Below are 20,876 nucleotides of genomic sequence, written 5' to 3' on the forward strand. Positions count from 1 at the left end.
CACCCAGCCCGCCCAGCAGCGGCACCACGGCGCTGCCGTCTTCGGCCACGGCCAGAACCGGAGGTTCGGCCCCCTTCTCCAGCAACACGCCAGCCAGGCTGCGAATGACGATACCCGCCGCGCACAAAGCGATGATGGGGGTGTCTTGCTGATAGAGCTGGCGCAAGGTCGTACCGAACTCATGGTAGACACGGTCCGCTTCGGTCACCCGCTCGGCCAACCCATGAATCAGTGCATCAGGGTACAGCTGTTGAATCCTGCGCGCGGTGGCCAGGCTGCCGTTGCCAAGGATGACAATGGCCGGTGTGTGACGAGCCATCAACCTTGCCACCTTTCACCGGGAACGATGATCAACGAGAAATACGGCGAGGACTGCGGATCGACCTCATCGAGCGGCACGATTTTCTGATTGGCCATGGTCGCCCGCTCGACATACAAGGCCCGCTCGGCCAGCCCCAACTCAGCCAGCACCTGGCGCACCTTGGGAAAGTTGCGGCCCAGCTTCATGATCACCGCCGCGTCGGCATCGGCCAGACGCCGCTTCAGCTCTTCATGGGGCAGCACACCGGACAACACCGACAGGCTCTGATTGCGATACACCAAAGGCGCGCCCAGCACCGAGGCGCCGCCGAGCATGGAGCAGACACCCGGAATCACTTCGGCCTGGTAACGCTCGGCCAGGCGATCGTGCAGGTACATGTACGAGCCATAGAAGAACGGATCACCCTCGCAGATCACCGCCACATCGCGCCCGGCATCCAGGTGCGCGGCCACTTCAAGGCTCGCGGCGTCGTAGAAGTCGCTGATGACTTGCTCATAGGAGAGCGGTGCCGGCAGCGCTTCGGTGGTCACCGGGTACACCAGCGGCATCAGCGCCTGAGCATCCTGCAAGTGCGCCTCGATGATGCCGAAGGCATTGCCCCTCTTGCCCTTGGCCACGAAGTAGGCGACCACTGGCGACTCACGCAGCAGACGCAGGGCTTTGACAGTGATCAGTTCCGGGTCGCCGGGGCCTACGCCCAGGCCCAGCAAACGTCCGCGCGGCTGCATTATTCGACCTCCGTGGCCAGGGCATTGACGGCAGCAGCCGCCATGGCGCTACCGCCACGGCGACCCTGCATGATGACAAAAGGTACACCACGGCTGTCAGCCGCGAGCATGGCCTTGGACTCCGCCGCACCGACGAACCCCACCGGAAAGCCCAGGATAAGCGCAGGTTTTGGCGCGCCAGCATCGATCATTTCCAACAGATAGAAGAGCGCGGTCGGCGCATTGCCGATCACCACCACACTGCCTTCCAGGTACGGCCGCCACAACTCCAGGGCCACGGCCGAACGGGTATTACCCAGCTCGCGCGCGAGCTCCGGCACGCCTTCGTCCTTGAGGGTGCAGATCACCTCATTGTTGGCCGGCAACCGCGCACGGGTAATGCCTTCGGCGACCATCCGCGCATCGCAGAGAATCGGCGCACCGGCCGCCAGCGCATCGCGCCCGGCCTTGCCGGCACCTGGCGAGAAGCGCAGGTCTTCGATTACCTCGACCATGCCGCAGGCGTGGATCACCCGCACCGCGAGTTTTTCCAGGTCCGCAGGAATGGTGTCGAGCCGGGCCTCCGCACGAATGATGGCGAAGGAATTGCGATAGATCTCCTGACCATCGCGGATGTAATCAATCATCGAGGTTGCTCCGTGAACAGGCATCGAGCAATGCGCCTGCTGCTTCTAGTGTGAGGTTGCGCGCCCGCAGGGCACCGAAGCCCGGAAGCCCTGGGGCACGCAGAAATAGGTCATAACGGCCGGGCGCCACGGCCAGCAAGGTCGCCGGAGCGACATGGGCCATGGCACAGGACCGTGAGCAGCCACTCAAATGCACGCTGGCAGCCGGGCCACGCTCTTGCAGAAGATTGGCCAGCAGCAGCGCATCGGCCTTGGTATCCGCCAGGCCTTTGCCGCAGCCGGCAGAGCCGGTACAGGCCACCATGCGCGCCAGCGGCAAGTTCGGCTCGCAGAGCAGGCCCAGGTCACTCAGCTTGCGGCTGACTTCAGCCGCTCGCTCAAGTGCAATATTGGGCAGCAACAGGCTCTGCCAGGGCGTTAGCCGCAGGCTGCCATCACCCATCGTTGCCGCCAGATGTGCGACCCCGCGCAAGAGGAGCGGGTTGAGCCGTCCCAACGGCGGTGCCGCGCCGACGGCGACCAAACCCGACTCGTGCTGTGGATACGTACCCAGGTGCAGGTCAGCCGGCATTGGCTGGCGACGCCATTGCAACACTGCCGGGTCGCGTCGCAGGGGTATGGCCAGCGAATCCACGAACGCGCCCATCCCAATCTCGGTCAGCAATTGACGCATTCGCGCCTGCTCGGGTCGGGCCAGGTCGAGAAAACGATTGAGTACCGCCAACACCAGCGCATGCCCCTGAGCCAGAGGTACCGCGCCCAGAGGCGCTGTGTTCGCCAGGCAACCAGCCAGACCGAATGCCAGCCACACCTCACCATCCAGCATCAACGCCGACAGCCAGAGGTCATGGGGATGCTCGAGCATGGCCATGCCCTCGCCGCCATCGAGTTGCACGGCGAACTTGGCCGATAGTTGATGGAAGCGCGTGGTCGATTCAAGCGAGTGCAGAATCTGCGTAGCCAAGGGGCGGGTGTCAAACAGCATCTGCCGGTCAATCCCCGCGACCGGGCTCAGCATCAGGTTGCGCACATCGTCGCCCGCTGCCTGGGACGGTCCGAGGCCTGCGGCCAACAGCATCTCGATCAGCGGCGCCTGCTGCTCGCCGATCCCGCGGATCTGTAAATTGCCACGGTTGGTCGCCTCGATCACCCCGCCGGCATAACGCTCGGCGGCCGTGGCCACTGCCTCGGCCTGAGTCGCGTCGAGCACGCCTCCAGCCAGCTTGATCCGCGAGATGCCGCCATCCAATGCCGCAACGATACGCAACAACCCCGGGCAAGCCGAGGGGCGCAGGGCATCAGAGGTGGTGCGGGCCGACGAAGGCTCGTTCAAAAGGTCACCCGGCAAATGGGAAAAGGCGCTTCAGTGGTGAAGGCGCGGTATTATGCCTGCTTTGTCGGACAGCATGAAAAGCCTGCCTGTCGGATTAGCGTAATGAGGAAAACGCATGTCGCCCTGGCTGACAGTAGTGGGAATCGGTGAAGACGGCTTCAGCGGCCTGGGCAAGAATGCCCGGCGCGCACTGTTGGGCGCTTCACGGGTATTCGGCGGCCAGCGTCAGCTGGACTTGCTGCCGCATTGCATCGGCGCCGAACGCCAATTGTGGCCCAGCCCCTTTTCTCTGCAGCCGGTGCTGGCATTGCGTGGCGAGCCGGTCTGCGTGCTGGCCAGCGGTGACCCGATGCTGTTCGGCGTGGGCGCCAGCCTGGCCCGGCAAGTGCCGGTCGAGGAGTTGAATATCCTCTCTGCACCCTCCTCTTATTCACTGGCAGCAGCCCGTCTTGGCTGGCCGTTGCAAGATATCATCACCCTTTCCGTGGTCGCCCGGCCCGTGGCCGCCCTGGCCGCCCACCTCTACAGCGGCGTGCGCCTGCTGGTGCTGAGCAATGATGGCAGCAGCCCGGCGGCCATCGCCACGCTGCTGCGCGAACGCGGCTTCGGCCCCAGCCGCATGACGGTGCTGGAACATCTGGGCGGAAGTGCCGAACGGCGCGTTCAGGCGCTGGCGCAAGACTGGCAAGCCGCTGATATCGCCGCACTGAACCTGGTCGCCATCGAGTGCCGGGCGGCAAAAGATGCGCCGCGCTTGTCGCCGCTGGCCGGTTTGCCGGATTCAGCCTTCGAGCACGACGGCCAACTGACCAAGCGCGACGTACGCGCCATCACCCTCGCCCGCCTCGCCCCACAACCGGGCGAACTGCTCTGGGATGTTGGCGCCGGCAGCGGCTCGATCGGCATCGAGTGGATGCGCGCCCACCCCAGCTGCCGCGCCCTGGCCATCGAGGCCGATGCCGGGCGCCAGCAGTTTATCGAACACAACCGCGATGCCCTGGGCGTGCCGGGCCTGCAACTGATCCGTGGCCGGGCACCGCAGGCACTGGAAGGACTGGAACGCCCCGATGCCATCTTCATCGGCGGAGGCGTCACCCGCGAAGGCATTTTGCAGACCTGCTGGGAACAACTGCGCCCCGGCGGACGTCTGGTGGCCAATGCGGTCACCCTGCAAAGCGAACTGACCCTGGTCGATTGGCGCGAACGGCACGGTGGCGAACTGACCCGTATCCACATCGCCCAGGCCCAGCCGCTGGGCGAGTTCGACACCTGGCGCCAGGCCCTGCCCATCACCCTGCTCGAAGCGATCAAGCCCCACGATGCGTGACGAAACCGGCGAACACCCCGTCCCCCTGCGCAGCGGCCTGACCACCGGCAGCTGCGCCACCGCCACCAGCCTGGCAGCCGCACGCTTGCTGTTGACGGGGCAGGCCAGCGACGCCGTGGAGATCACCCTGCCCAAGGGCAAGCAGGTGCAGATGCGCCTGGAATTCTGCCGCCTGGCTGGGGAAGGTGCCGAGGCCGGCACCTTGAAAGATGCCGGCGATGACCCGGACGTGACTCACGGCGCATTGCTCTACAGCCAGGTGCGCTTGTGCGCCGAGCCCGGTGTGCGCTTTTTCGCGGGCATTGGCGTCGGCACCGTAACCCGCCCCGGCCTGGTGCTGGGTGTTGGCGAACCGGCGATCAATCCCGTGCCGCGCAAGATGATGTGCGAACACCTGCAACAACTGGCCGCCGAATGCGCTTATGCCGGCGGCTTCGAGGTGACGGTCAACGTCGAGAACGGGGAAATCCTGGCCCAAAAGACCATGAACCCGCGCCTGGGCATTCTTGGCGGCCTGTCGATCCTGGGCACCAGCGGCATCGTGCGACCGTTTTCCTGCTCGGCCTACATTGCCTCGATTCATCAAGGCATCGATGTGGCGAAAACCAACGGCTACCTGCACATCGCCGCCTGCACTGGCAACGCCAGCGAGGACACCATGCGCCGGGTCTACAACCTGCCGGAAATCGCCCTGGTGGAAATGGGCGACTTCGTCGGTGCCGTGCTCAAGCACCTGCGCAAAGTCCCGGTGGAAAAACTCAGCCTGTGCGGCGGCTTCGGCAAGATCAGCAAACTGGCTGCCGGACACATGGACCTGCACAGCCGCCATTCCAGCATCAACCTGCCACAACTGGCCGAGTGGGCCGCCGCCATCGGCGCAGATGCCGAGCTGCAAACCGCCATCTGCCAGGCCAACACCAGCCAACAGGCCCTCGCCCTGGCCAGCGCCGCCGGCATCGCGCTGGGGGATGCGGTGTGCCAGCACGCACTGGACTTCGCCCGCAGCGTGGTGCCGGCGCAGGTGCAGGTAGAAGTTTTCGCCATTGATCGCCAGGGTGGCATCGTCGGCCACGCAGGAGCCTTTTCATGAAACGCATTCTGTTGCTCGGTGGCGTGACCGAAGCCCTGGCGATCGCTCGCACGTTGGGGCCGGAGCATATATACAGCCTGGCTGGTATCGGGCGGGTACCGACCGACCTGCGTTGCCAGGTTCGTGTTGGTGGCTATGGTGGCGCAGAAGGTTTGGCCGCGTTCATTCGTGCCGAAGAGATAACCCTGCTGATCGATGCTACTCACCCCTATGCGGCGCAGATCAGCCATAACGGGGTCAACGCGGCGCGTCTGGCGGGCATCCCGTGCTGGGCGTTGAGGCGTCCGGCCTGGGAACCGCAGCCTGGGGATGACTGGCGTGAGGTGGCGGATTGGGCTGAGTTGATGCAGGCGTTGGCGCCGTTCAAGCGGCCGCTGTTTACGCTGGGGCGGGAGCCGTTGCAGCACCTTGGTGAAATTCCTGCCGAACAGTTTTGGACTTTACGTGCACTCGATTCGGTTCCTGGCAATGAGCGCTGCGAAGTGATGGGGGCACGTGGGCCGTTCCGGCTGGAGGATGAGCGCGAACTGTTCAAGCGTCGCCAGATCGATGTGTTGATCAGCAAGAACAGCGGCAGCAGTGCTACCGAGCCCAAGCTGGAAGTTGCGCGGGAGCGTGGGGTGCCTGTAATGATTTTGCAGCGGCCAACCCTCCCGAAGGTGGATCAGGAGTTTCTTGCGGTGAGCGAACTGACGTCATCGCTGGCAAGCCAGCTCCCACAGAAGGCATGAGCGTTCAAAAATCATCGGTCTGACACGTATCTCTGTGGGAGCTGGCTTGCCAGCGATGAGGCCCTGCCAGACAACACAAAAACGACCTTCAAAAAACAATCCATTGCGTCACCCCACCACAGCCCCGCATTTTTACTTATCCCGTCTATTCTGGCTAAATGGCCACCGTTCACTGACCCCAACCCGGACCTGCCCATGCCCCGACACCGGCTCGCCTATGCCTGGATCGCCTGCTTCGCAGTGCTGTTCAACATGCTGGCCATGCCCATGTCCGGTGCTTCGCCGCAACCACAGGTCGAGCAATTGTTATGGGGCTCGTTTTGCTCGGGCTCAGGTAGCCGCCTGGTCGCCATCTCACTGGGCAAGGTTGACCAGGGTTCCACACAAGGCAACGATCACTCGACCATGCAGCACTGCTGGTGCTGCTCAGGTTCCGCGCCGCTGGTGGCCTTGCCGGGGCATTCGGCCCGATTGATGTTGGCGCACATTGACTTCACTGTGGAGGTGCCCACGGCACCGGCCATCACCCCCTCGCCACGCCAGCAGTGGCCCAGTCTCAACCCGCGCGCATCCCCTCTGGCCTGATTCACCTCGCACATCCCTGTGTCCTGAATCGACTGGAGAATCACCTTGCTGAAGAAAGCACTCGTTCTGGCCGCCCTGCTGCTGCCTGCCTGTTTTGCCAATGCCCACGAATACAGCGTCGGCGACCTGGAAGTCGCTCAACCCTGGTCCATGGAGCTGCCGCCAAACGCACCCACCGTTGCCGCCTATTTTATGATCCATAATAAGGGCACGAGCGCCGACCGCCTGCTCAGCGTCGACAGCCCCATCGCGGGCAAGGCCGAGCTGCACGAGCATGTGAAAAATGGCGACATGATGAAGATGCAGCAGGTCCAGAGCGTGGAAATCACCGCCGGAGGTGGCGTGACCTTCGCGCCCATGGCCCACCACGTGATGCTGATGGAACTCAAGGATCGCAGCCTGTTGCAGGATGGCAAGCGCTTCCCGCTGACCCTGCATTTCGAGAAGGCCGGCGATTTGACCGTCGAGGTCACCGTACAAAAGAAAGCCCCGAACGATAACGGGGCACAAGAAATACAGCATTGATCGCTGATCGGTGACCCCTATGCGCAGACCCGGCGCCAGACCATCAGGATTGCATCACCGTCACGCGAAGACGGCGAGCGGCTCCTGGCTGAGTTTGTTTGCAATGTTGATGATCTTCATCGGCCCGCTGATTTCTCAAGCGATGCCGATGGATCACCGCATGCCGATGTCCATGAACCAAAACATGGACATGCGCACGGCCGCCCCCGACTGCCACGATGCGGGCCACCCACCCGAGCATTGCGGCAACTCGGGCAAGCTGCACGCGCTCTGGGAAAAGTGCGGCTACTGCAGCTTGCTCTTCCATAGCCCGGCCTTGCCCCAGGCGCTTAGTCTGGTAGCCGCCGACACACCTTCGGCAACCACCGACCTCTCCCTCCAACCGCAACAGGGCCATGCCCTCCAAGCGGTATTTCCCGGTGCACGCACCCGCGCCCCACCAGCACTCGCTCACGTTTGACTCAAATATCACGTTGCCGAATCTGAAAGCACTGCTCAGACAGTCGCAGTCGGCTGCGCGCGACCTATTTGCAACACGTGGAGCAAGCTCATGAGCAAGCCGAAAATTTCGTTCTACAACCTGGCCTGGCGCTGGCATTTCTATGCCGGGCTGTTCGTTGCCCCTTTCATGGTCCTGTTGGCCCTGACCGGGATCATCTACCTGTTCAAACCACAGCTCGACCCGCTGATGTACAGCGACCTGATGACAGTAAACGCCGGCCATCACACCCTCAGTGCCGATGTGCAATTGAGTCGGGTGCAGGCCGCTTATCCACAGGGCCATGTCGACCAGTACCTGCCCGCGCCGAGTGCCGAGCGCAGTGCCCAGTTCGTGGTGAAACAGGACGGGCGCGAACTCAATGTCTTTATCGACCCGTACACCGGCACACTCCTCGGTGAACAGGATGCCAAGAACAACCTGCAAGCCATCGCCCGCGCCCTGCACGGCGAACTTATGATCGGCCCGATCGGCGACCGGCTGGTTGAGCTGGCCGCAGGCTGGGGCATTGTCCTGGTGGTGTCCGGGATGTATCTGTGGTGGCCGCGCGGCAAGGTGGCCGGTGGCGTACTGTGGCCGCGCCTGTACAGCCGGGGCCGTGTTTTCTGGCGTGATCTGCATGCGGTCATCGGCTTCTGGGGCGGCGCCTTCTTGCTGGTGATGTTGCTCAGCGGTATGACCTGGACCGGCGTCTGGGGCAAGCAGTTCGCCCAGGTCTGGAACACCTTCCCCGCGCTGATGTGGAACGACGTGCCCAAGTCCGATCAAGAGGCTCGGGTACTGAACACCGCCACCCGCCAGACCGTGCCATGGGCAATGGAAAACACGCCCATGCCGCAATCGGGTGCACACGCTGAACACGCTGGCCATAACACCGCAGCCACTGCACCAGCTGCACCGCAAGTAAGCCTGCAGCAGGTCGTCGATCTCGCCACCGAACACGGCGTCGCGCCCGGCTACAGCATCACCTTGCCGAGCACCGCCGAGGGCGTTTTCACCATCGCCGTGTTCGCCGACGACCCCCGCAACGATGCCACCCTGCATATCGATCAATACAGCGCCAAGGTGCTGGCCGACGTGCGCTGGCAGGACTACGGCAACGTTGCCCGTGCCACTGAAGTGGGCGTGATGCTGCACGAAGGCAAGATGTTTGGCCCGGTCAACCAGATCATCGTGCTGGTGATCTGTCTGATGATTCTGCTCAGTGCCGTCAGTGGCGTGGTGATGTGGTGGAAGCGTCGTCCGCAAGGCAGCTTCGGCGTGCCGCCGCTGCGTCATGATTTGCCGAAGTGGAAGACGGCGATTGTGGTCATGATTGGGTTGGGGGTGGCGTTTCCGTTGGTGGGGGTTTCGTTGGTTGCGGTTTGGGCGTTGGATTGGGGATTGTTGTCGCGACTGGGCCAGAAAGTGGAGATGGCCTGAGACCTTGATTGCTTGTTTGGCCTGATCGGCAAAGCGGCTGTCACTTGGTGACAGCCGCGAAGAACCAACATAAATTTGGTCTGTGTGAGCAATATGGACTACGGGACACTCACGTCCCACTCCTGATTCTCAGCACCGCAAGTACGCAACGTCGCTGCAGGCGATCCCGCACCTCCCGTCCTGGTTAAACATTTATCGCGATTACGTATTTTCAGTTTGCTACCGCTCATAAACTCCACAGTCAATGCTGGCCCCGCATCTGATGGCACGCCAACTTCAGCGAGTTCTGACATTTGGCTGCTGACCACCATTGGTAGGTTGTCCTGTTTGAGCCTGCCGTCACTCAATTTCCAAGAGGCCTTGCTACTGCTGCAGTTCACTGTACCTGAACGAGCCAAAACATACCGTGGCGACAAGCCACTTTCAGAGATGAGACACGCATCGTCTTGTTTGATATTTACGCCTCGTGGACTTACGATTAGTGTGCAGGTTTGGTCCGCTGTGCATGTTGTTTGTGCAATCGATTCACAAGGTCCATATGTCCAGGCGCTGCTGGCACTGGGCAGGACTGATCCACCATTTGCTGTTGGAATGCCGTATGCTGCGACAGCCGTCGGTACTGCATCGCACGACTCATGCTGTTCATTGCCTTGCGCATAGTTTTCTACCCATTCCCCAAGCGAAACGAGTCCTCCATAGTTATCAGGCACACGGATGGTTGCTATGGTAGTTTGTTGACCGGTGCGAGTGTCGATAATCGATCCTGTCCAAGCGGAGGGTGCAGTTCTGGCTACCTTCAATTTGTATAAAACTCCTTCTTGCCAGGGATAGTTCATACCACACCCAACTCCGCTTCCTTCATGGCTAAAATGACCACAACTGCCACTGCCGTTTGTCCAGCTGGTTGCGCCCCAGATTGAGAACACCAATCCTTTCGCATCCCCATTCTGGCGCTGAAGTCCGATATAACCTCCGTCCGGTCCAAATTGAAATTGGTGAGCCCAGTACGTTCTACCGTTATATCCGGGGTCTTTCGTTACCGTTATTTGAAACTCCATGTCGGAATATCCACCCGGAACAGATGGAAAGTTTCTTGCGATACTGGCCATGCCTCCTGCTATAACTGCGAACGCAGATTGTGCGGATAACGTTGTCAAAATCGTAAACACTAGGAAAATAAGTTTTTTTAATGAAAGCGTAAGTGTAGTGCGGGTTTGTGGCTTTGATTGTCGAGCGCTGGCTTCCATTTTGAGATCCGTCCCGAGTTAAGGTTTTGTACTGTTCAGTTGGGATACTGCTCGTGGACACTAACGCGTGATGTGTTAAGTAAGTAACTAGCAAAGTTGATAGGTATACAACGGACAGGTACTGTGATTGCGTTGGGGACTAAGGAACGGAACCGGGTACGCTGGAGCGCCAGACTGTAGCCATTGCTGACCAGCCAGCTCGTACAGAAGCTGGCTGATCAGGGAACGACAGTCTGGCTAACCCAGGTTCCTTCAGTCGTTGGCTTCAATACCAGCGATGGACGCTTCCACCAGCGCCTTCGCGACGTCGAGCTGATGCATGACCGACCGTGCCAACGACTGCAATTCAGGCGGGCAGTTATTCGCAACCTCGACGGCGGTCGCGGTGGCGCTGCCCAGGTGATCGCAGGCGTGGACCAAGGCCTCTTCGAGTGGGATGTTTTCGCGGATACTGAAGAGCAAGTTGCTGCCTGGGCAATGACCGAAGGTCAGCGCTCGGGTGACAGGGTTTTGGGGTGGGTTGGGTGATGGTTTGATCATGGTGCGACTCCTGACATTGATGGAAGACGCCACAAACCGCGACTAAACGATGGGTGGCGGCTGTACGCGGGTTAGTCGACCGGGAAGTCAGGCACCCGGCGCACCCGAAGGTGCCCCACGCACAGCCACCATAAAACGCTCATTACAGGCATGAAAATCACCGGCAATGGTTATGGAGGCGCTGTGCGCCTGACTTCGATTTCGGGCGACTAAACCCGATCGTTGAATTTGCAACGACCGGCCAAGACTAGCCACCCGAAAAGACAGGCACAACACCGCTCAAGGCGGGCGGATTATGCTTGGGAAATGCCGCTCACAAAATAGCGAATTCACCCACAGAATCATCTCGACAAACAATCCCCGGCCTGTAGCCGCTGCCGTAGGCTGCGCTGGGACCGGTAGGTCCCCCGGCGATTTCGAGATCGTGCGCCTGCTTTGCAGGCGAGCGCAGCCTGCGGCAGCGGCTACAGCGGGCCAATTCAGCCTATTCTCAGGCCTTGACTTCAATGCCAGCGATGGACGCCTCCACCAGCGCCTTGGCGACATCGAGCTGATGCATGACCGAGCGCGCCAGCGACTGCAGTTCCGGCGGGCAGTTATTCGCGACCTCGACGGCGGTCGCGGTGGCGCAGCCCAAGTGATCACAGGCGTGGACCAAGGCCTCTTCGAGTGGGATGTTTTCGCGGATACTGAAGAGCAAGTTGCTGCCTGGGCAATGACCGAAGGTCAGCGCTCGGGTGACAGGGTTTTGGGGCGGGTTGGGTGATGGTTTGACCATGGTGCGACTCCTGACGTTAAGTGAAACCGCCACGGCTCGCTGCTAAACGAAGAGGTGGCAGCTGTACGCGGGTTAGCAGACCGGGACGTCAGGTACCCGGCGCACCCGAAGGTGCCCCACGCACAACTGCCATAGAGCATCATTGCGAGCATGAAACAAGCACCTGCAATGGGCTTTGGAGGCACTCTGCGCCTGACGTATTAATCGGACTGCTAAATCCGGCCGTTGAATTTGCAACGACCGGGCAAGACTAGCCACCCAAAAAGACAGGCACAACAGCGCTCAAGGCGTGGGGATTATGCTTGGGAAATGCCGTCTACGAAATAACGAAACCACCTACAAACCAGCCGTCGCCGCTGACCGCCAACCAAAAAACCACCAAAAAGTGCAAATATTTTAGCTATTCAAGGAAAACAATTACGCAATACTTGCACTCAAAACTCTAAGCCGTACACGCCCACATGAGTGCTAATATTCTTTCACTATCCCAACATCCATTCCAAAATAATTGCATCATGGCCAAGAAAACCGCCCCACTATTGCCTTCTACCAGCGCATTGCTCAGCGAATTCGGAGAGCGGCTACGTCTTGCCCGCTTACGTCGCAAGCTGACGGCCAAGCAGGTAGCCGAGCGCTCAGGCATGTCGCAAATGACCTTGCGCGCACTAGAGCGCGGTGGTGCAGGCGTCACCATCGGCGCCTACCTGTCGGTGATGCAGGTGCTGGGCCTTGAGAAAGACATCGCTCACCTAGCCGGGACGGACGAAGTCGGCAGGCATTTGCAAGATGTGGCCATGGTGAAAGGGAAATCACTCAAAAAGCCGGGTGCGACACCTTCCAACCTGGCCATAAGCTCCGCACCTTCCCGCCGCAAACAAACACCCGCCACTCCACAGGCCGCCGAAGATGAGGGCTTGTACTCCATCAGCTCCGAAGACCTTTCAGCGTTGATCGTGCAACCGCGAAAAGCATCACCGGAGGATGCTGGCCAATGAGCTTGCCCATCGCCGTTTATGCCGACTGGGAAGGCCTCGACGCACCACTGCGACTTGGCCTGCTCCATGCCCGTAAAAGCGGGAGCGCCGAGCTGTTCGAGTTCGAATATGACCCGGCTGCATTGCGAAACCCGATTTTGCTCGGTATTCAGCTGGACCCGCGTATTGGCCTGTTCGAAGGCCATCAATATCCGGAGCAAGGCCGCGAAACCTTCGGCGTGTTTGCAGACGCCTGCCCAGATCGCTGGGGCAGAATGCTCATGAAACGCCGCCTGGAGCGCGAGAAGCGAGCGGGGACTGTTGAACCCAATGCTCGCTTGTACGAATCGGAATATCTACTGGGCGTACATGATACCTATCGCGTGGGCGCCTTACGATTTCGCCTCAATGACAGCGGGCCATTCCTCGATGACCGTGAAGGCATGGCCGCGCCTCCCCTGATTCAGCTTCGAGAGCTGGAGGCTGCCAGTCTTGCCCTGGAACGAGACACCGACAACACCTCGGCCCAAGGTGACACCTGGCTACGCATGTTGATTGCTCCAGGTGGCTCCCTTGGCGGTGCCAGACCCAAAGCCAGCGTCGTCGATAACCAGGGCCACTTGTGGATCGCCAAGTTTCCCAGCGTGCGTGATGAGTACGATGTCGGCGCCTGGGAGCTGGTGGTCAACGCCTTGGCCAAGGCATGCGGACTCAGCGTTGCCAAAGGCGAAGCAGCCAGGTACGCGAATGAACACCACTGCTTCCGGGTCAAGCGCTTTGACCGCACCGAGACAGGTCGCAGGCTGCACTTCGCCTCCGCTATGACCCTTACTGGCCATGTAGACGGCGACGATGCATCAACCGGTATCAGTTATCTTGAACTGGCGCAGGTCCTCATCAACCATGGCGCGCAGACCAATATTGACCTCCGGGAGCTCTGGTCGCGCATCGTCTTCAATCTGTTGGTTTCAAACACCGATGATCACCTGCGCAATCATGGCTTCATCCTAGTACCCGGCAAAGGTTGGCGTCTTTCGCAGGCATACGACATGAACCCTGTGCCCGACGCTTATGGTTTGAAGTTGAACATCAACGAAGCCGACAACTCGCTGGACATGGACCTTGTTCGCTCTGTTGCCAGATTCTTCCGAGTATCGAAAACGGATGCTGACGACATCATCGAACGATTCCAGTCAATCGTCAGCCAATGGCCCACGCTCGCCAGTCGATTGAAACTGTCGTCTCGGGAACAAGAGCATATGGCGCCGGCGTTTCATCTCGCTAGTCAATAAGAAACTCAAGCATGGGTTCACTGCAGCTCCGTAGCCGCTGCTGCAGGCTGCGCTGGGACCGGTAGGTCCCCCGGGGCTCTCGAGATCGTGCGCCTGCTTTGCAGCCGAGCGCAGCCTGCGGCAGCGGCTACGTGAGTTGCGTCGCTACCTCACTCGAAAGCAACGCACCAACGAGGCGCGCTTGCCTGCACCTCACCCTTCGATCAGCCCTCCCGTGGTGCAGCGCCACGACCAAAATCCGCCCGAAAACGCCACTCCAGAGCCTCGCACGCATTCCGGCACACCCCTTGCTACAGCCCCCTTCAGAAGTCGCCCTCTGCCACAAAAAACTCAAAGTACATGGAGATCGCACAATGAAGCGTCGTAGTTTGATCAAGGCTTTCACGCTGACGGCATCGATTGCCGCCATGGGCATGACCTGGACCATTCAGGCCGCCGAAACCATCAAGGTCGGCATCCTGCATTCGTTGTCCGGGACGATGGCAATTTCGGAGACTTCGCTCAAGGACATGGCGTTGATGACCATCGACGAGATCAACGCCAAGGGCGGTGTGAACGGCAAGATGCTGGAGCCGGTGGTGGTGGACCCGGCTTCCAACTGGCCGCTGTTCGCCGAGAAGGGCCGTCAGTTGCTGACCCAGGACAAGGTCGCCGTGGTGTTCGGTTGCTGGACCTCGGTGTCGCGCAAGTCGGTGTTGCCGGTATTCGAGGAACTCAACGGCTTGCTGTTTTACCCAGTGCAGTACGAAGGCGAAGAGATGTCGCCGAACGTCTTCTACACCGGTGCAGCGCCCAACCAGCAGGCCATCCCGGCGGTGGAGTACCTGATGAGCGAAGATGGCGGCAGCGCCAAGCGCTTTTTCCTGTTGGGCACCGACTATGTCTACCCGCGCACCACCAACAAGATTCTGCGTTCGTTCCTGCATTCCAAGGGCGTGGCCGACAAGGATATCGAAGAGGTCTACACCCCGTTCGGCCACGCCGACTACCAGACCATCGTGGCGAACATCAAAAAGTTCTCGGCTGGCGGCAAGACAGCAGTGGTCTCCACGGTCAATGGCGACTCCAACGTGCCCTTCTACAAGGAGCTGGCCAACCAGGGCCTAAAAGCCACCGACGTACCCGTGGTGGCGTTCTCGGTCGGCGAAGAAGAGCTGCGCGGCATCGACACCAAGCCGCTGGTGGGCAACCTGGCCGCCTGGAACTACTTCGAATCGGTGGAGAACCCAGTCAACCAGAAATTCGTCGCCGACTGGAAAGCCTACGCCAAGGCCAAAAACTTGCCGGGCGCCGACAAGGCCGTGACCAACGACCCGATGGAAGCCACCTATGTGGGCATCCATATGTGGGCGCAGGCGGTGGAGAAGGCCGGGACGACCGATGTCGACAAGGTTCGTGCCGCACTGGCCGGGCAGACCTTCAAGGCGCCATCGGGTTTTACCCTGACCATGGATGAAAAGAATCATCACCTGCACAAGCCGGTGATGATTGGTGAGATTCAGGATGACGGGCAGTTCAACGTTGTGTGGCAGACCGCAGAGCCGATCAAGGCGCAGCCTTGGAGTCCGTTTATTCCGGGTAACGACAAGAAGCCGGATTATGCGGTGAAGAGTAACTAAGGGCTTTGCGACGTTCGCAACGTTAACGACAATTTTGTAGCCGCTGCCGAAGGCTGCGCTGGGCCGCAAGGCCCCGGCGATCTTGAGATCGTGCGCCTGCCTTGCAGGCGAGCGCAGCCTGGCGGCAGCGGCTACTATCTTGCGCCAGGCTACTGATATGTTGACCGCCCTTTATCGCTTGATCTTCAGCATCGCACTGCTGCTACCAATAGCCGCAAACGCCAGCGAAGCCGACTATTTCATCACCAGCCCCCCCACCCAGCAGGCGACCCTGCTGCAAGGTTGGGCCGCGCAACCGGAAGCATCCCGGTTACCCCTGCTCGAAGCGCTGCAACAAGGCCGCCTGCCGGACGACGAACGCAAGCTGCGCCTGAACAACCGCCTGCGCGGTCTGGTCGATAACGCGCTGGCTAGCCATCGCCTGCTCTCCAGCAAAACCGATGTGCGCCTCGCTGCAGCCCGACAACTGCAAAAAACCGCGCAACCCGCCCAAGTCGCCTTTCTCGACCGGCGTTTCGCCACTGAACCCGATGAAACCGTGCATGCCGCCCTGGCCCTGGCCCTGGCCAACCTGCAACTGGTCGACAGCGACCCTGCCGTGCGTCTTGCCGCCGTGCGCCTGCTCGGCGAGACAGGCGACCCGTTGGCCCGCACCCGCCTGGAAACCCTGCTCGACCCCGGCGTGGAAACCGATGCGGGCGTGCGCACCGCCGCCGAAACCAGCCTGGCGCAGGTCAAGCGCAAACTGATGCTCGGTGAACTGCTCGGCCAAGCCTTCAGCGGCATGTCGCTGGGCTCTATTCTATTGTTGGCAGCGTTGGGCCTGGCCATCACTTTCGGTCTGCTCGGGGTGATCAACATGGCCCATGGCGAGATGCTGATGCTCGGTGCCTATGCCACTTATGTCGTGCAGATAATGTTTCAGCGCCTGGCCCCCGACGCGCTGGCGCTCTATCCGCTGGTGGCACTGCCCGTGGCGTTCTTCGTCACGGCCAGCGTTGGCATGCTGCTGGAGCGCACCGTGATTCGCCACCTGTACGGGCGCCCATTGGAAACCCTGCTGGCGACCTGGGGTATCAGCCTGATCCTGATCCAGGCCGTACGTCTGTGCTTCGGTGCGCAGAACGTCGAAGTGGCCAACCCGGCCTGGCTGTCGGGTGGCATTCAAGTGCTGCCGAATCTGGTGCTGCCCTACAACCGCATCGTCATCATCGGCTTTGCGCTGTTCGTGGTGGTGCTGACCTGGTTGCTGCTGAACAAGACCCGCCTGGGCCTCAACGTTCGGGCCGTGACCCAGAACCGCAATATGGCGGCCTGCTGTGGCGTGCCCACCGGACGCGTCGACATGCTCGCCTTCGGCCTCGGGTCGGGCATTGCCGGGCTGGGTGGCGTGGCCCTGAGCCAGATCGGCAATGTCGGCCCGGATCTGGGCCAGAGCTACATCATCGACTCGTTCCTGGTGGTGGTGCTCGGTGGCGTCGGCCAGCTCGCCGGCAGTGTATCGGCGGCCTTCGGCCTGGGCATTGCCAACAAGATTCTTGAACCGCAGATCGGTGCCGTGCTCGGCAAGATCCTGATCCTGGCGTTGATCATTCTGTTTATCCAGAAACGTCCGCAAGGCCTCTTCGCACTCAAAGGACGGGTGATCGACTGATGAACCAGCCGCTGATCGTGACCGCCGCGCAAAAAGCCGGCCCGAAAACTTCCCTCGCCGTGGGTGGCATCGTGCTGCTGATGCTGCTCGCCCTGCCGCTGCTGTCGCTGCTGCCGGCTGACAGCAGCCTGCAGGTCTCTGCGTACACTTTGACCCTGGTCGGCAAGATCCTTTGCTACGCCATCGTTGCCCTGGCGCTGGACCTGGTCTGGGGTTATGCCGGCCTGCTCTCGCTGGGCCATGGCCTGTTCTTCGCCCTCGGTGGCTATGCCATGGGCATGTACCTGATGCGAGAAGCCGCGGGCGATGGCTTGCCGGCATTCATGACTTTCCTCTCCTGGAGCGAGTTGCCCTGGTACTGGGCCGGCACCCAGCACTTTCTCTGGGCCCTGTGCCTGGTGGTGCTGGCGCCAGGACTGCTGGCATTGGTGTTCGGTTTCTTTGCCTTCCGCTCGCGGATCAAGGGCGTGTACTTCTCGATCATGACCCAGGCCCTGACCTTTGCCGGGATGCTGCTGTTCTTTCGCAACGAGACCGGGTTCGGCGGCAACAACGGCTTTACCAACTTCCGCAGCATCCTCGGTTTCAGCATCACCGCCCAAGGGACGCGTGCGGTGTTGTTCCTGCTGACCGTGCTGTTGCTGGTGGCGAGTTTGTATCTGGGTTGGCGCCTGGCCCGGAGCAAGTTCGGGCGCGTATTGACCGCCCTGCGTGACGCTGAAAACCGGCTGATGTTCTGCGGTTACGACCCACGCGGTTTCAAGCTGTTTGTCTGGGTACTGAGTGCCGTGCTGTGCGGCTTGGCCGGCGCGCTGTACGTGCCGCAAGTGGGCATCATCAACCCCAGCGAAATGTCGCCGACCAACTCCATCGAAGCGGCGGTCTGGGTCGCCCTGGGCGGGCGGGGTACCTTGATCGGGCCACTGCTCGGCGCGGGTCTGGTCAATGGCATGAAGAGCTGGTTCACCGTGGCCTTCCCCGAGTACTGGTTGTTCTTCCTGGGGGCGTTATTCATCGTCGTCACCCTGTACCTGCCCAAAGGCATTTTCGGCTTGATGAAGAAAGGGGGCGAACAATGAGAGGCGTTCCACTACCCGCTGCCCGTCCCGAGTTCATGCTCGAACCGGCCTTTGATCCCAACCGCGACGCCGGCAGCAGCCGCGACGCTATCGGCCTGGGCCAGCGGGTTATCGGCAAGGGCCTGGACGTGCGCCACGGCACCCTCCTGACCCTGGAGGACATCAGCGTCAGCTTCGACGGCTTCAAGGCCCTCAACGCGCTGAACCTGTATATCGGCGTCGGCGAACTGCGCTGCATCATCGGCCCCAATGGTGCCGGCAAGACCACCCTGATGGACGTGATCACCGGCAAGACCCGCCCCACCGAGGGCAAGGCCTGGTTTGGCGAAACCCTGAATCTCACGCAAATGAGCGAAGTGCAGATCGCCCAGGCCGGGATAGGTCGCAAGTTCCAGAAACCGACGGTGTTCGAAGCCCTCAGCGTGTTCGAGAACCTGGAGCTGGCGCAGAAGACCGACAAATCGGTGTGGGCCTGCCTGTGCGCGCGCCTGAGTGGCGAGCAGAAAGACCGCATCGACGAAGTGCTGGAAACCATCCGTCTGGTCAGTTCGACGCATCGCCAGGCGGGGTTGCTGTCCCACGGTCAGAAGCAGTTTCTGGAGATCGGCATGTTGCTGATGCAGGACCCACAGCTGCTGTTGCTCGATGAGCCGGTGGCCGGCATGACCGATGCCGAAACCGAGTTCACGGCCGAGCTGTTCAAAAGCCTGGCCGGCAAGCACTCGCTGATGGTGGTCGAGCATGACATGGGGTTTGTCGGCTCGATTGCCGACCATGTCACGGTGCTGCATCAGGGCAGTGTGCTGGCGGAGGGGTCCCTGGAGCAAGTGCAGGGGGATGATCGGGTGATCGAGGTGTATTTGGGTCGATAGACCGCGATGAGGCCCTCCCGGATGCCACAAAATTCAGAGAACCAAAACATGCTGCAAGTCAACAAGCTTCACCAATACTACGGCGGCAGCCACATCCTGCGCGGTCTGTCCTTCGACGTGAAAGTCGGCGAAGTCACCTGCCTGCTCGGGCGCAATGGCGTCGGCAAGACCACGCTGCTCAAGTGCCTGATGGGCCTGCTGCCCTCCAAAGAAGGCAGCGTCCAGTGGGAAGGCAAGGCCATCACTGCGTTCAAGCCGCACCAACGGGTGCATGCCGGGATCGCTTATGTACCCCAGGGCCGGGAAATCTTCGGCCGTCTGACCGTCGAAGAAAACCTGCTGATGGGCCTTTCACGCTTCAGCGCAAAGCAAGCCAGGGAAGTCCCGGCGTTCATCTACGAATTGTTCCCCGTGCTGCTGCAAATGAAACACCGCCGCGGCGGCGACCTCTCTGGCGGCCAGCAGCAACAACTAGCCATTGGCCGCGCACTGGCCAGCCGCCCGCGACTGTTGATCCTCGACGAGCCCACCGAGGGCATCCAGCCTTCGGTGATCAAGGAGATCGGTGCAGTGATCAGGAAACTGGCCGAGCGCGGCGACATGGCGATCCTGCTGGTGGAGCAGTTCTACGATTTCGCGGCCGAACTGGCTGACCAGTACCTGGTCATGTCCCGTGGGGAAATCATCCAGCAGGGCCGTGGTGAAAATATGGAGGCCGAGGGTGTGCGCGGCCTGGTAACCATCTAACCTGAAACCTCAATCGGTACGATCTGCCTTTATGACCCTGCCTGCCTCGAACGCGTTGTACACCCCCAGCTGGCATGCCGAGCTGGAGCTGGGCTATGCCCGTTTCGGCAATGGCACCCGGCCGACGTTGCGCCGCCACAAGGGCCCGCTGCGTGTACAGAAGCACCTCTACGCCGAAGGCCCCGAGGTGTGCCAGCACATCATCGTCCATCCACCGGGTGGCATTGCCGGTGGTGATCGGCTGGACATCAGCGCCCGCGTCGACGCCGACGCCTGGGTGCAACTGACCAGCCCGGGTGCGGCCAAGTGGTATCGCGCGGCCGGCCCGGCCTTTCAACAGCTGGATCTGAAGGTGGCCGCGGGTGCGACGCTGGAATGGCTGCCCCAGGAGACGATCGTCTTCAGCGCCGCGCAAGCCGAACTGACAACCCGCATCGATCTGCAAGGCGATGCCCGGCTGTTCTATTGGGATATGGTCGCCCTGGGCCGGCCGGCCAGCGGCGAAAGGTTCGAGCGCGGGCACTTTCAGTCACATCTGGATATTCGCCGCGACGGACAGCTGCTCTGGCATGAACGCCAGCGCATCACCGGCAACGATGGTCTGCTCGACTCACCTATCGGCCTGGGGGGCCATCCGGTTTTTGCGACACTTCTGGTCACCGGCGAAATAGACGCGGCGCTCCTGCAACGATGCCGCTCCCTGCCCAACCGGGTCCGGGGTGACCTGAGCCAGTTGCCAGGTCTGCTGGTGGCACGCTGCCTGGCCTTTGAGGCCCTGCATGCACGCGACTGGCTGATCGCCTTGTGGCAGCTGTTGCGCCCGGCGCTGTTGGGCCGCGAAGCAATATCACCCAGAATCTGGAACACGTAATGAATCCAACAGGAA

At 61.1% G+C, this 20,876-nt stretch carries 21 protein-coding genes and 1 pseudogene; 15 read left to right on the forward strand and 7 right to left on the reverse strand.

The features are described 5' to 3' along the window. From F2S13_RS00005 to cobG, 4 genes and pseudogenes are all read right to left on the reverse strand, one after another. Nucleotides 1-319 (reverse strand): annotated as a pseudogene (locus F2S13_RS00005) (cobalt-precorrin 5A hydrolase); the annotation flags it as partial. Further along, on the reverse strand, nucleotides 319-1,050 hold the full coding sequence (locus F2S13_RS00010) for a precorrin-2 C(20)-methyltransferase (RefSeq protein WP_166357733.1): 732 nt from the start codon (nucleotides 1,048-1,050) through the stop codon (nucleotides 319-321). The gene F2S13_RS00010 and the pseudogene F2S13_RS00005, both read right to left, overlap by 1 nt. Further along, nucleotides 1,050-1,676 carry a precorrin-8X methylmutase gene (locus tag F2S13_RS00015; RefSeq protein ID WP_166357735.1) on the reverse strand — a complete coding sequence of 209 codons (627 nt, stop codon included), beginning with the start codon at nucleotides 1,674-1,676 and terminating at the stop codon, nucleotides 1,050-1,052. Before F2S13_RS00015 ends, F2S13_RS00010 begins: the two co-directional genes overlap by 1 nt. Next, nucleotides 1,669-3,009, reverse strand: coding sequence for a precorrin-3B synthase (cobG, locus tag F2S13_RS00020; protein WP_281354523.1), 1,341 nt, complete (start codon nucleotides 3,007-3,009; stop codon nucleotides 1,669-1,671). Before cobG ends, F2S13_RS00015 begins: the two co-directional genes overlap by 8 nt. Before the next feature lie 115 nt (nucleotides 3,010-3,124). Between cobG and cbiE the strand changes: the two genes are divergently transcribed. The 7 genes from cbiE to F2S13_RS00055 all read left to right on the forward strand — a co-directional run bounded on the left by cbiE (nucleotide 3,125) and on the right by F2S13_RS00055 (nucleotide 9,188). Next, a complete protein-coding gene (gene cbiE, locus F2S13_RS00025) occupies nucleotides 3,125-4,336 on the forward strand; it encodes a precorrin-6y C5,15-methyltransferase (decarboxylating) subunit CbiE (protein ID WP_166357739.1) in 1,212 nt (403 codons plus the stop codon). Beyond that, entirely contained in the window at nucleotides 4,329-5,426 is a 1,098-nt protein-coding gene (locus F2S13_RS00030) for a cobalt-precorrin-5B (C(1))-methyltransferase (protein WP_166357741.1), read from the forward strand. Before cbiE ends, F2S13_RS00030 begins: the two co-directional genes overlap by 8 nt. After that, nucleotides 5,423-6,157 (forward strand): cobalt-precorrin-6A reductase, encoded by a 735-nt coding sequence (locus tag F2S13_RS00035; RefSeq protein WP_166357743.1) that lies wholly within the window; start codon nucleotides 5,423-5,425, stop codon nucleotides 6,155-6,157. The genes F2S13_RS00030 and F2S13_RS00035 overlap by 4 nt, the downstream gene beginning before the upstream one ends. A 195-nt stretch (nucleotides 6,158-6,352) precedes the next feature. Next, complete coding sequence (locus tag F2S13_RS00040; RefSeq protein ID WP_166357745.1) at nucleotides 6,353-6,742, forward strand: DUF2946 domain-containing protein; 390 nt, start codon at nucleotides 6,353-6,355, stop codon at nucleotides 6,740-6,742. Nucleotides 6,743-6,787: 45 nt separating this feature from the next. Next, nucleotides 6,788-7,267, forward strand: a complete 480-nt coding sequence (locus F2S13_RS00045) for a copper chaperone PCu(A)C (protein WP_166357746.1) — start codon at nucleotides 6,788-6,790, stop codon at nucleotides 7,265-7,267. A 19-nt stretch (nucleotides 7,268-7,286) separates the two neighbouring features. Then, complete coding sequence (locus F2S13_RS00050) at nucleotides 7,287-7,727, forward strand: DUF2946 domain-containing protein (protein WP_166357747.1); 441 nt, start codon at nucleotides 7,287-7,289, stop codon at nucleotides 7,725-7,727. 90 nt (nucleotides 7,728-7,817) lie between these two features. Next, nucleotides 7,818-9,188: a PepSY-associated TM helix domain-containing protein gene (locus F2S13_RS00055; RefSeq protein WP_166357748.1), complete on the forward strand. Its 1,371-nt coding sequence runs from the start codon at nucleotides 7,818-7,820 to the stop codon at nucleotides 9,186-9,188. Between the two features lie 98 nt (nucleotides 9,189-9,286). Here the strand turns inward: F2S13_RS00055 and F2S13_RS00060 are convergent, their stop codons facing one another. The 3 genes from F2S13_RS00060 to F2S13_RS00070 all read right to left on the reverse strand — a co-directional run bounded on the left by F2S13_RS00060 (nucleotide 9,287) and on the right by F2S13_RS00070 (nucleotide 11,753). After that, nucleotides 9,287-10,435, reverse strand: a complete 1,149-nt coding sequence (locus F2S13_RS00060) for a DUF3472 domain-containing protein (protein ID WP_166357749.1) — start codon at nucleotides 10,433-10,435, stop codon at nucleotides 9,287-9,289. A 252-nt stretch (nucleotides 10,436-10,687) separates the two neighbouring features. Then, nucleotides 10,688-10,975, reverse strand: coding sequence for a DUF6124 family protein (locus tag F2S13_RS00065; RefSeq protein ID WP_166357750.1), 288 nt, complete (start codon nucleotides 10,973-10,975; stop codon nucleotides 10,688-10,690). Between the two features lie 490 nt (nucleotides 10,976-11,465). Continuing rightward, complete coding sequence (locus F2S13_RS00070; RefSeq protein WP_166357751.1) at nucleotides 11,466-11,753, reverse strand: DUF6124 family protein; 288 nt, start codon at nucleotides 11,751-11,753, stop codon at nucleotides 11,466-11,468. Nucleotides 11,754-12,268: 515 nt separating this feature from the next. Between F2S13_RS00070 and F2S13_RS00075 the strand changes: the two genes are divergently transcribed. The 8 genes from F2S13_RS00075 to F2S13_RS00110 all read left to right on the forward strand — a co-directional run bounded on the left by F2S13_RS00075 (nucleotide 12,269) and on the right by F2S13_RS00110 (nucleotide 20,861). Further along, the gene (locus tag F2S13_RS00075) at nucleotides 12,269-12,748 is read left to right on the forward strand and encodes a helix-turn-helix domain-containing protein (protein WP_166357752.1); all 480 of its coding nucleotides are present in this window, start codon (nucleotides 12,269-12,271) and stop codon (nucleotides 12,746-12,748) included. Continuing rightward, complete coding sequence (locus tag F2S13_RS00080; RefSeq protein ID WP_166357754.1) at nucleotides 12,745-14,019, forward strand: type II toxin-antitoxin system HipA family toxin; 1,275 nt, start codon at nucleotides 12,745-12,747, stop codon at nucleotides 14,017-14,019. Before F2S13_RS00075 ends, F2S13_RS00080 begins: the two co-directional genes overlap by 4 nt. 353 nt (nucleotides 14,020-14,372) lie before the next feature. Then, complete coding sequence (gene urtA / locus F2S13_RS00085; RefSeq protein ID WP_166357756.1) at nucleotides 14,373-15,638, forward strand: urea ABC transporter substrate-binding protein; 1,266 nt, start codon at nucleotides 14,373-14,375, stop codon at nucleotides 15,636-15,638. A gap of 157 nt (nucleotides 15,639-15,795) precedes the next feature. Continuing rightward, nucleotides 15,796-17,292, forward strand: a complete 1,497-nt coding sequence (gene urtB / locus F2S13_RS00090; protein WP_166357758.1) for an urea ABC transporter permease subunit UrtB — start codon at nucleotides 15,796-15,798, stop codon at nucleotides 17,290-17,292. Continuing rightward, nucleotides 17,292-18,371, forward strand: coding sequence for an urea ABC transporter permease subunit UrtC (gene urtC / locus F2S13_RS00095; protein WP_166357760.1), 1,080 nt, complete (start codon nucleotides 17,292-17,294; stop codon nucleotides 18,369-18,371). Before urtB ends, urtC begins: the two co-directional genes overlap by 1 nt. Then, on the forward strand, nucleotides 18,368-19,243 hold the full coding sequence (gene urtD, locus F2S13_RS00100) for an urea ABC transporter ATP-binding protein UrtD (RefSeq protein ID WP_166357762.1): 876 nt from the start codon (nucleotides 18,368-18,370) through the stop codon (nucleotides 19,241-19,243). Before urtC ends, urtD begins: the two co-directional genes overlap by 4 nt. Before the next feature lie 48 nt (nucleotides 19,244-19,291). Beyond that, entirely contained in the window at nucleotides 19,292-19,990 is a 699-nt protein-coding gene (gene urtE / locus F2S13_RS00105) for an urea ABC transporter ATP-binding subunit UrtE (protein ID WP_166357764.1), read from the forward strand. Nucleotides 19,991-20,021: 31 nt separating this feature from the next. Then, nucleotides 20,022-20,861 carry an urease accessory protein UreD gene (locus F2S13_RS00110; RefSeq protein WP_166357766.1) on the forward strand — a complete coding sequence of 280 codons (840 nt, stop codon included), beginning with the start codon at nucleotides 20,022-20,024 and terminating at the stop codon, nucleotides 20,859-20,861. Nucleotides 20,862-20,876 lie beyond the last annotated feature (15 nt).

This window comes from Pseudomonas akapageensis, from assembly GCF_011355085.1.
Lineage (GTDB): Bacteria > Pseudomonadota > Gammaproteobacteria > Pseudomonadales > Pseudomonadaceae > Aquipseudomonas > Aquipseudomonas akapageensis.

Coding starts and splice junctions, on each gene's coding strand:
- F2S13_RS00010 (WP_166357733.1), bottom strand. CDS start 1,050: ATGCAGCCGCGCGGACGTTTGCTGGGCCTGGGCGTAGGCCCCGGCGAC.
- urtA (WP_166357756.1), top strand. CDS start 14,373: ATGAAGCGTCGTAGTTTGATCAAGGCTTTCACGCTGACGGCATCGATT.
- urtB (WP_166357758.1), top strand. CDS start 15,796: ATGTTGACCGCCCTTTATCGCTTGATCTTCAGCATCGCACTGCTGCTA.
- urtC (WP_166357760.1), top strand. CDS start 17,292: ATGAACCAGCCGCTGATCGTGACCGCCGCGCAAAAAGCCGGCCCGAAA.
- F2S13_RS00070 (WP_166357751.1), bottom strand. CDS start 11,753: ATGGTCAAACCATCACCCAACCCGCCCCAAAACCCTGTCACCCGAGCG.
- urtD (WP_166357762.1), top strand. CDS start 18,368: ATGAGAGGCGTTCCACTACCCGCTGCCCGTCCCGAGTTCATGCTCGAA.
- F2S13_RS00040 (WP_166357745.1), top strand. CDS start 6,353: ATGCCCCGACACCGGCTCGCCTATGCCTGGATCGCCTGCTTCGCAGTG.
- F2S13_RS00080 (WP_166357754.1), top strand. CDS start 12,745: ATGAGCTTGCCCATCGCCGTTTATGCCGACTGGGAAGGCCTCGACGCA.
- F2S13_RS00035 (WP_166357743.1), top strand. CDS start 5,423: ATGAAACGCATTCTGTTGCTCGGTGGCGTGACCGAAGCCCTGGCGATC.
- F2S13_RS00050 (WP_166357747.1), top strand. CDS start 7,287: ATGCGCAGACCCGGCGCCAGACCATCAGGATTGCATCACCGTCACGCG.
- urtE (WP_166357764.1), top strand. CDS start 19,292: ATGCTGCAAGTCAACAAGCTTCACCAATACTACGGCGGCAGCCACATC.
- F2S13_RS00060 (WP_166357749.1), bottom strand. CDS start 10,435: ATGGAAGCCAGCGCTCGACAATCAAAGCCACAAACCCGCACTACACTT.
- F2S13_RS00110 (WP_166357766.1), top strand. CDS start 20,022: ATGACCCTGCCTGCCTCGAACGCGTTGTACACCCCCAGCTGGCATGCC.
- F2S13_RS00030 (WP_166357741.1), top strand. CDS start 4,329: ATGCGTGACGAAACCGGCGAACACCCCGTCCCCCTGCGCAGCGGCCTG.
- F2S13_RS00015 (WP_166357735.1), bottom strand. CDS start 1,676: ATGATTGATTACATCCGCGATGGTCAGGAGATCTATCGCAATTCCTTC.
- F2S13_RS00055 (WP_166357748.1), top strand. CDS start 7,818: ATGAGCAAGCCGAAAATTTCGTTCTACAACCTGGCCTGGCGCTGGCAT.
- F2S13_RS00065 (WP_166357750.1), bottom strand. CDS start 10,975: ATGATCAAACCATCACCCAACCCACCCCAAAACCCTGTCACCCGAGCG.
- cbiE (WP_166357739.1), top strand. CDS start 3,125: ATGTCGCCCTGGCTGACAGTAGTGGGAATCGGTGAAGACGGCTTCAGC.
- F2S13_RS00075 (WP_166357752.1), top strand. CDS start 12,269: ATGGCCAAGAAAACCGCCCCACTATTGCCTTCTACCAGCGCATTGCTC.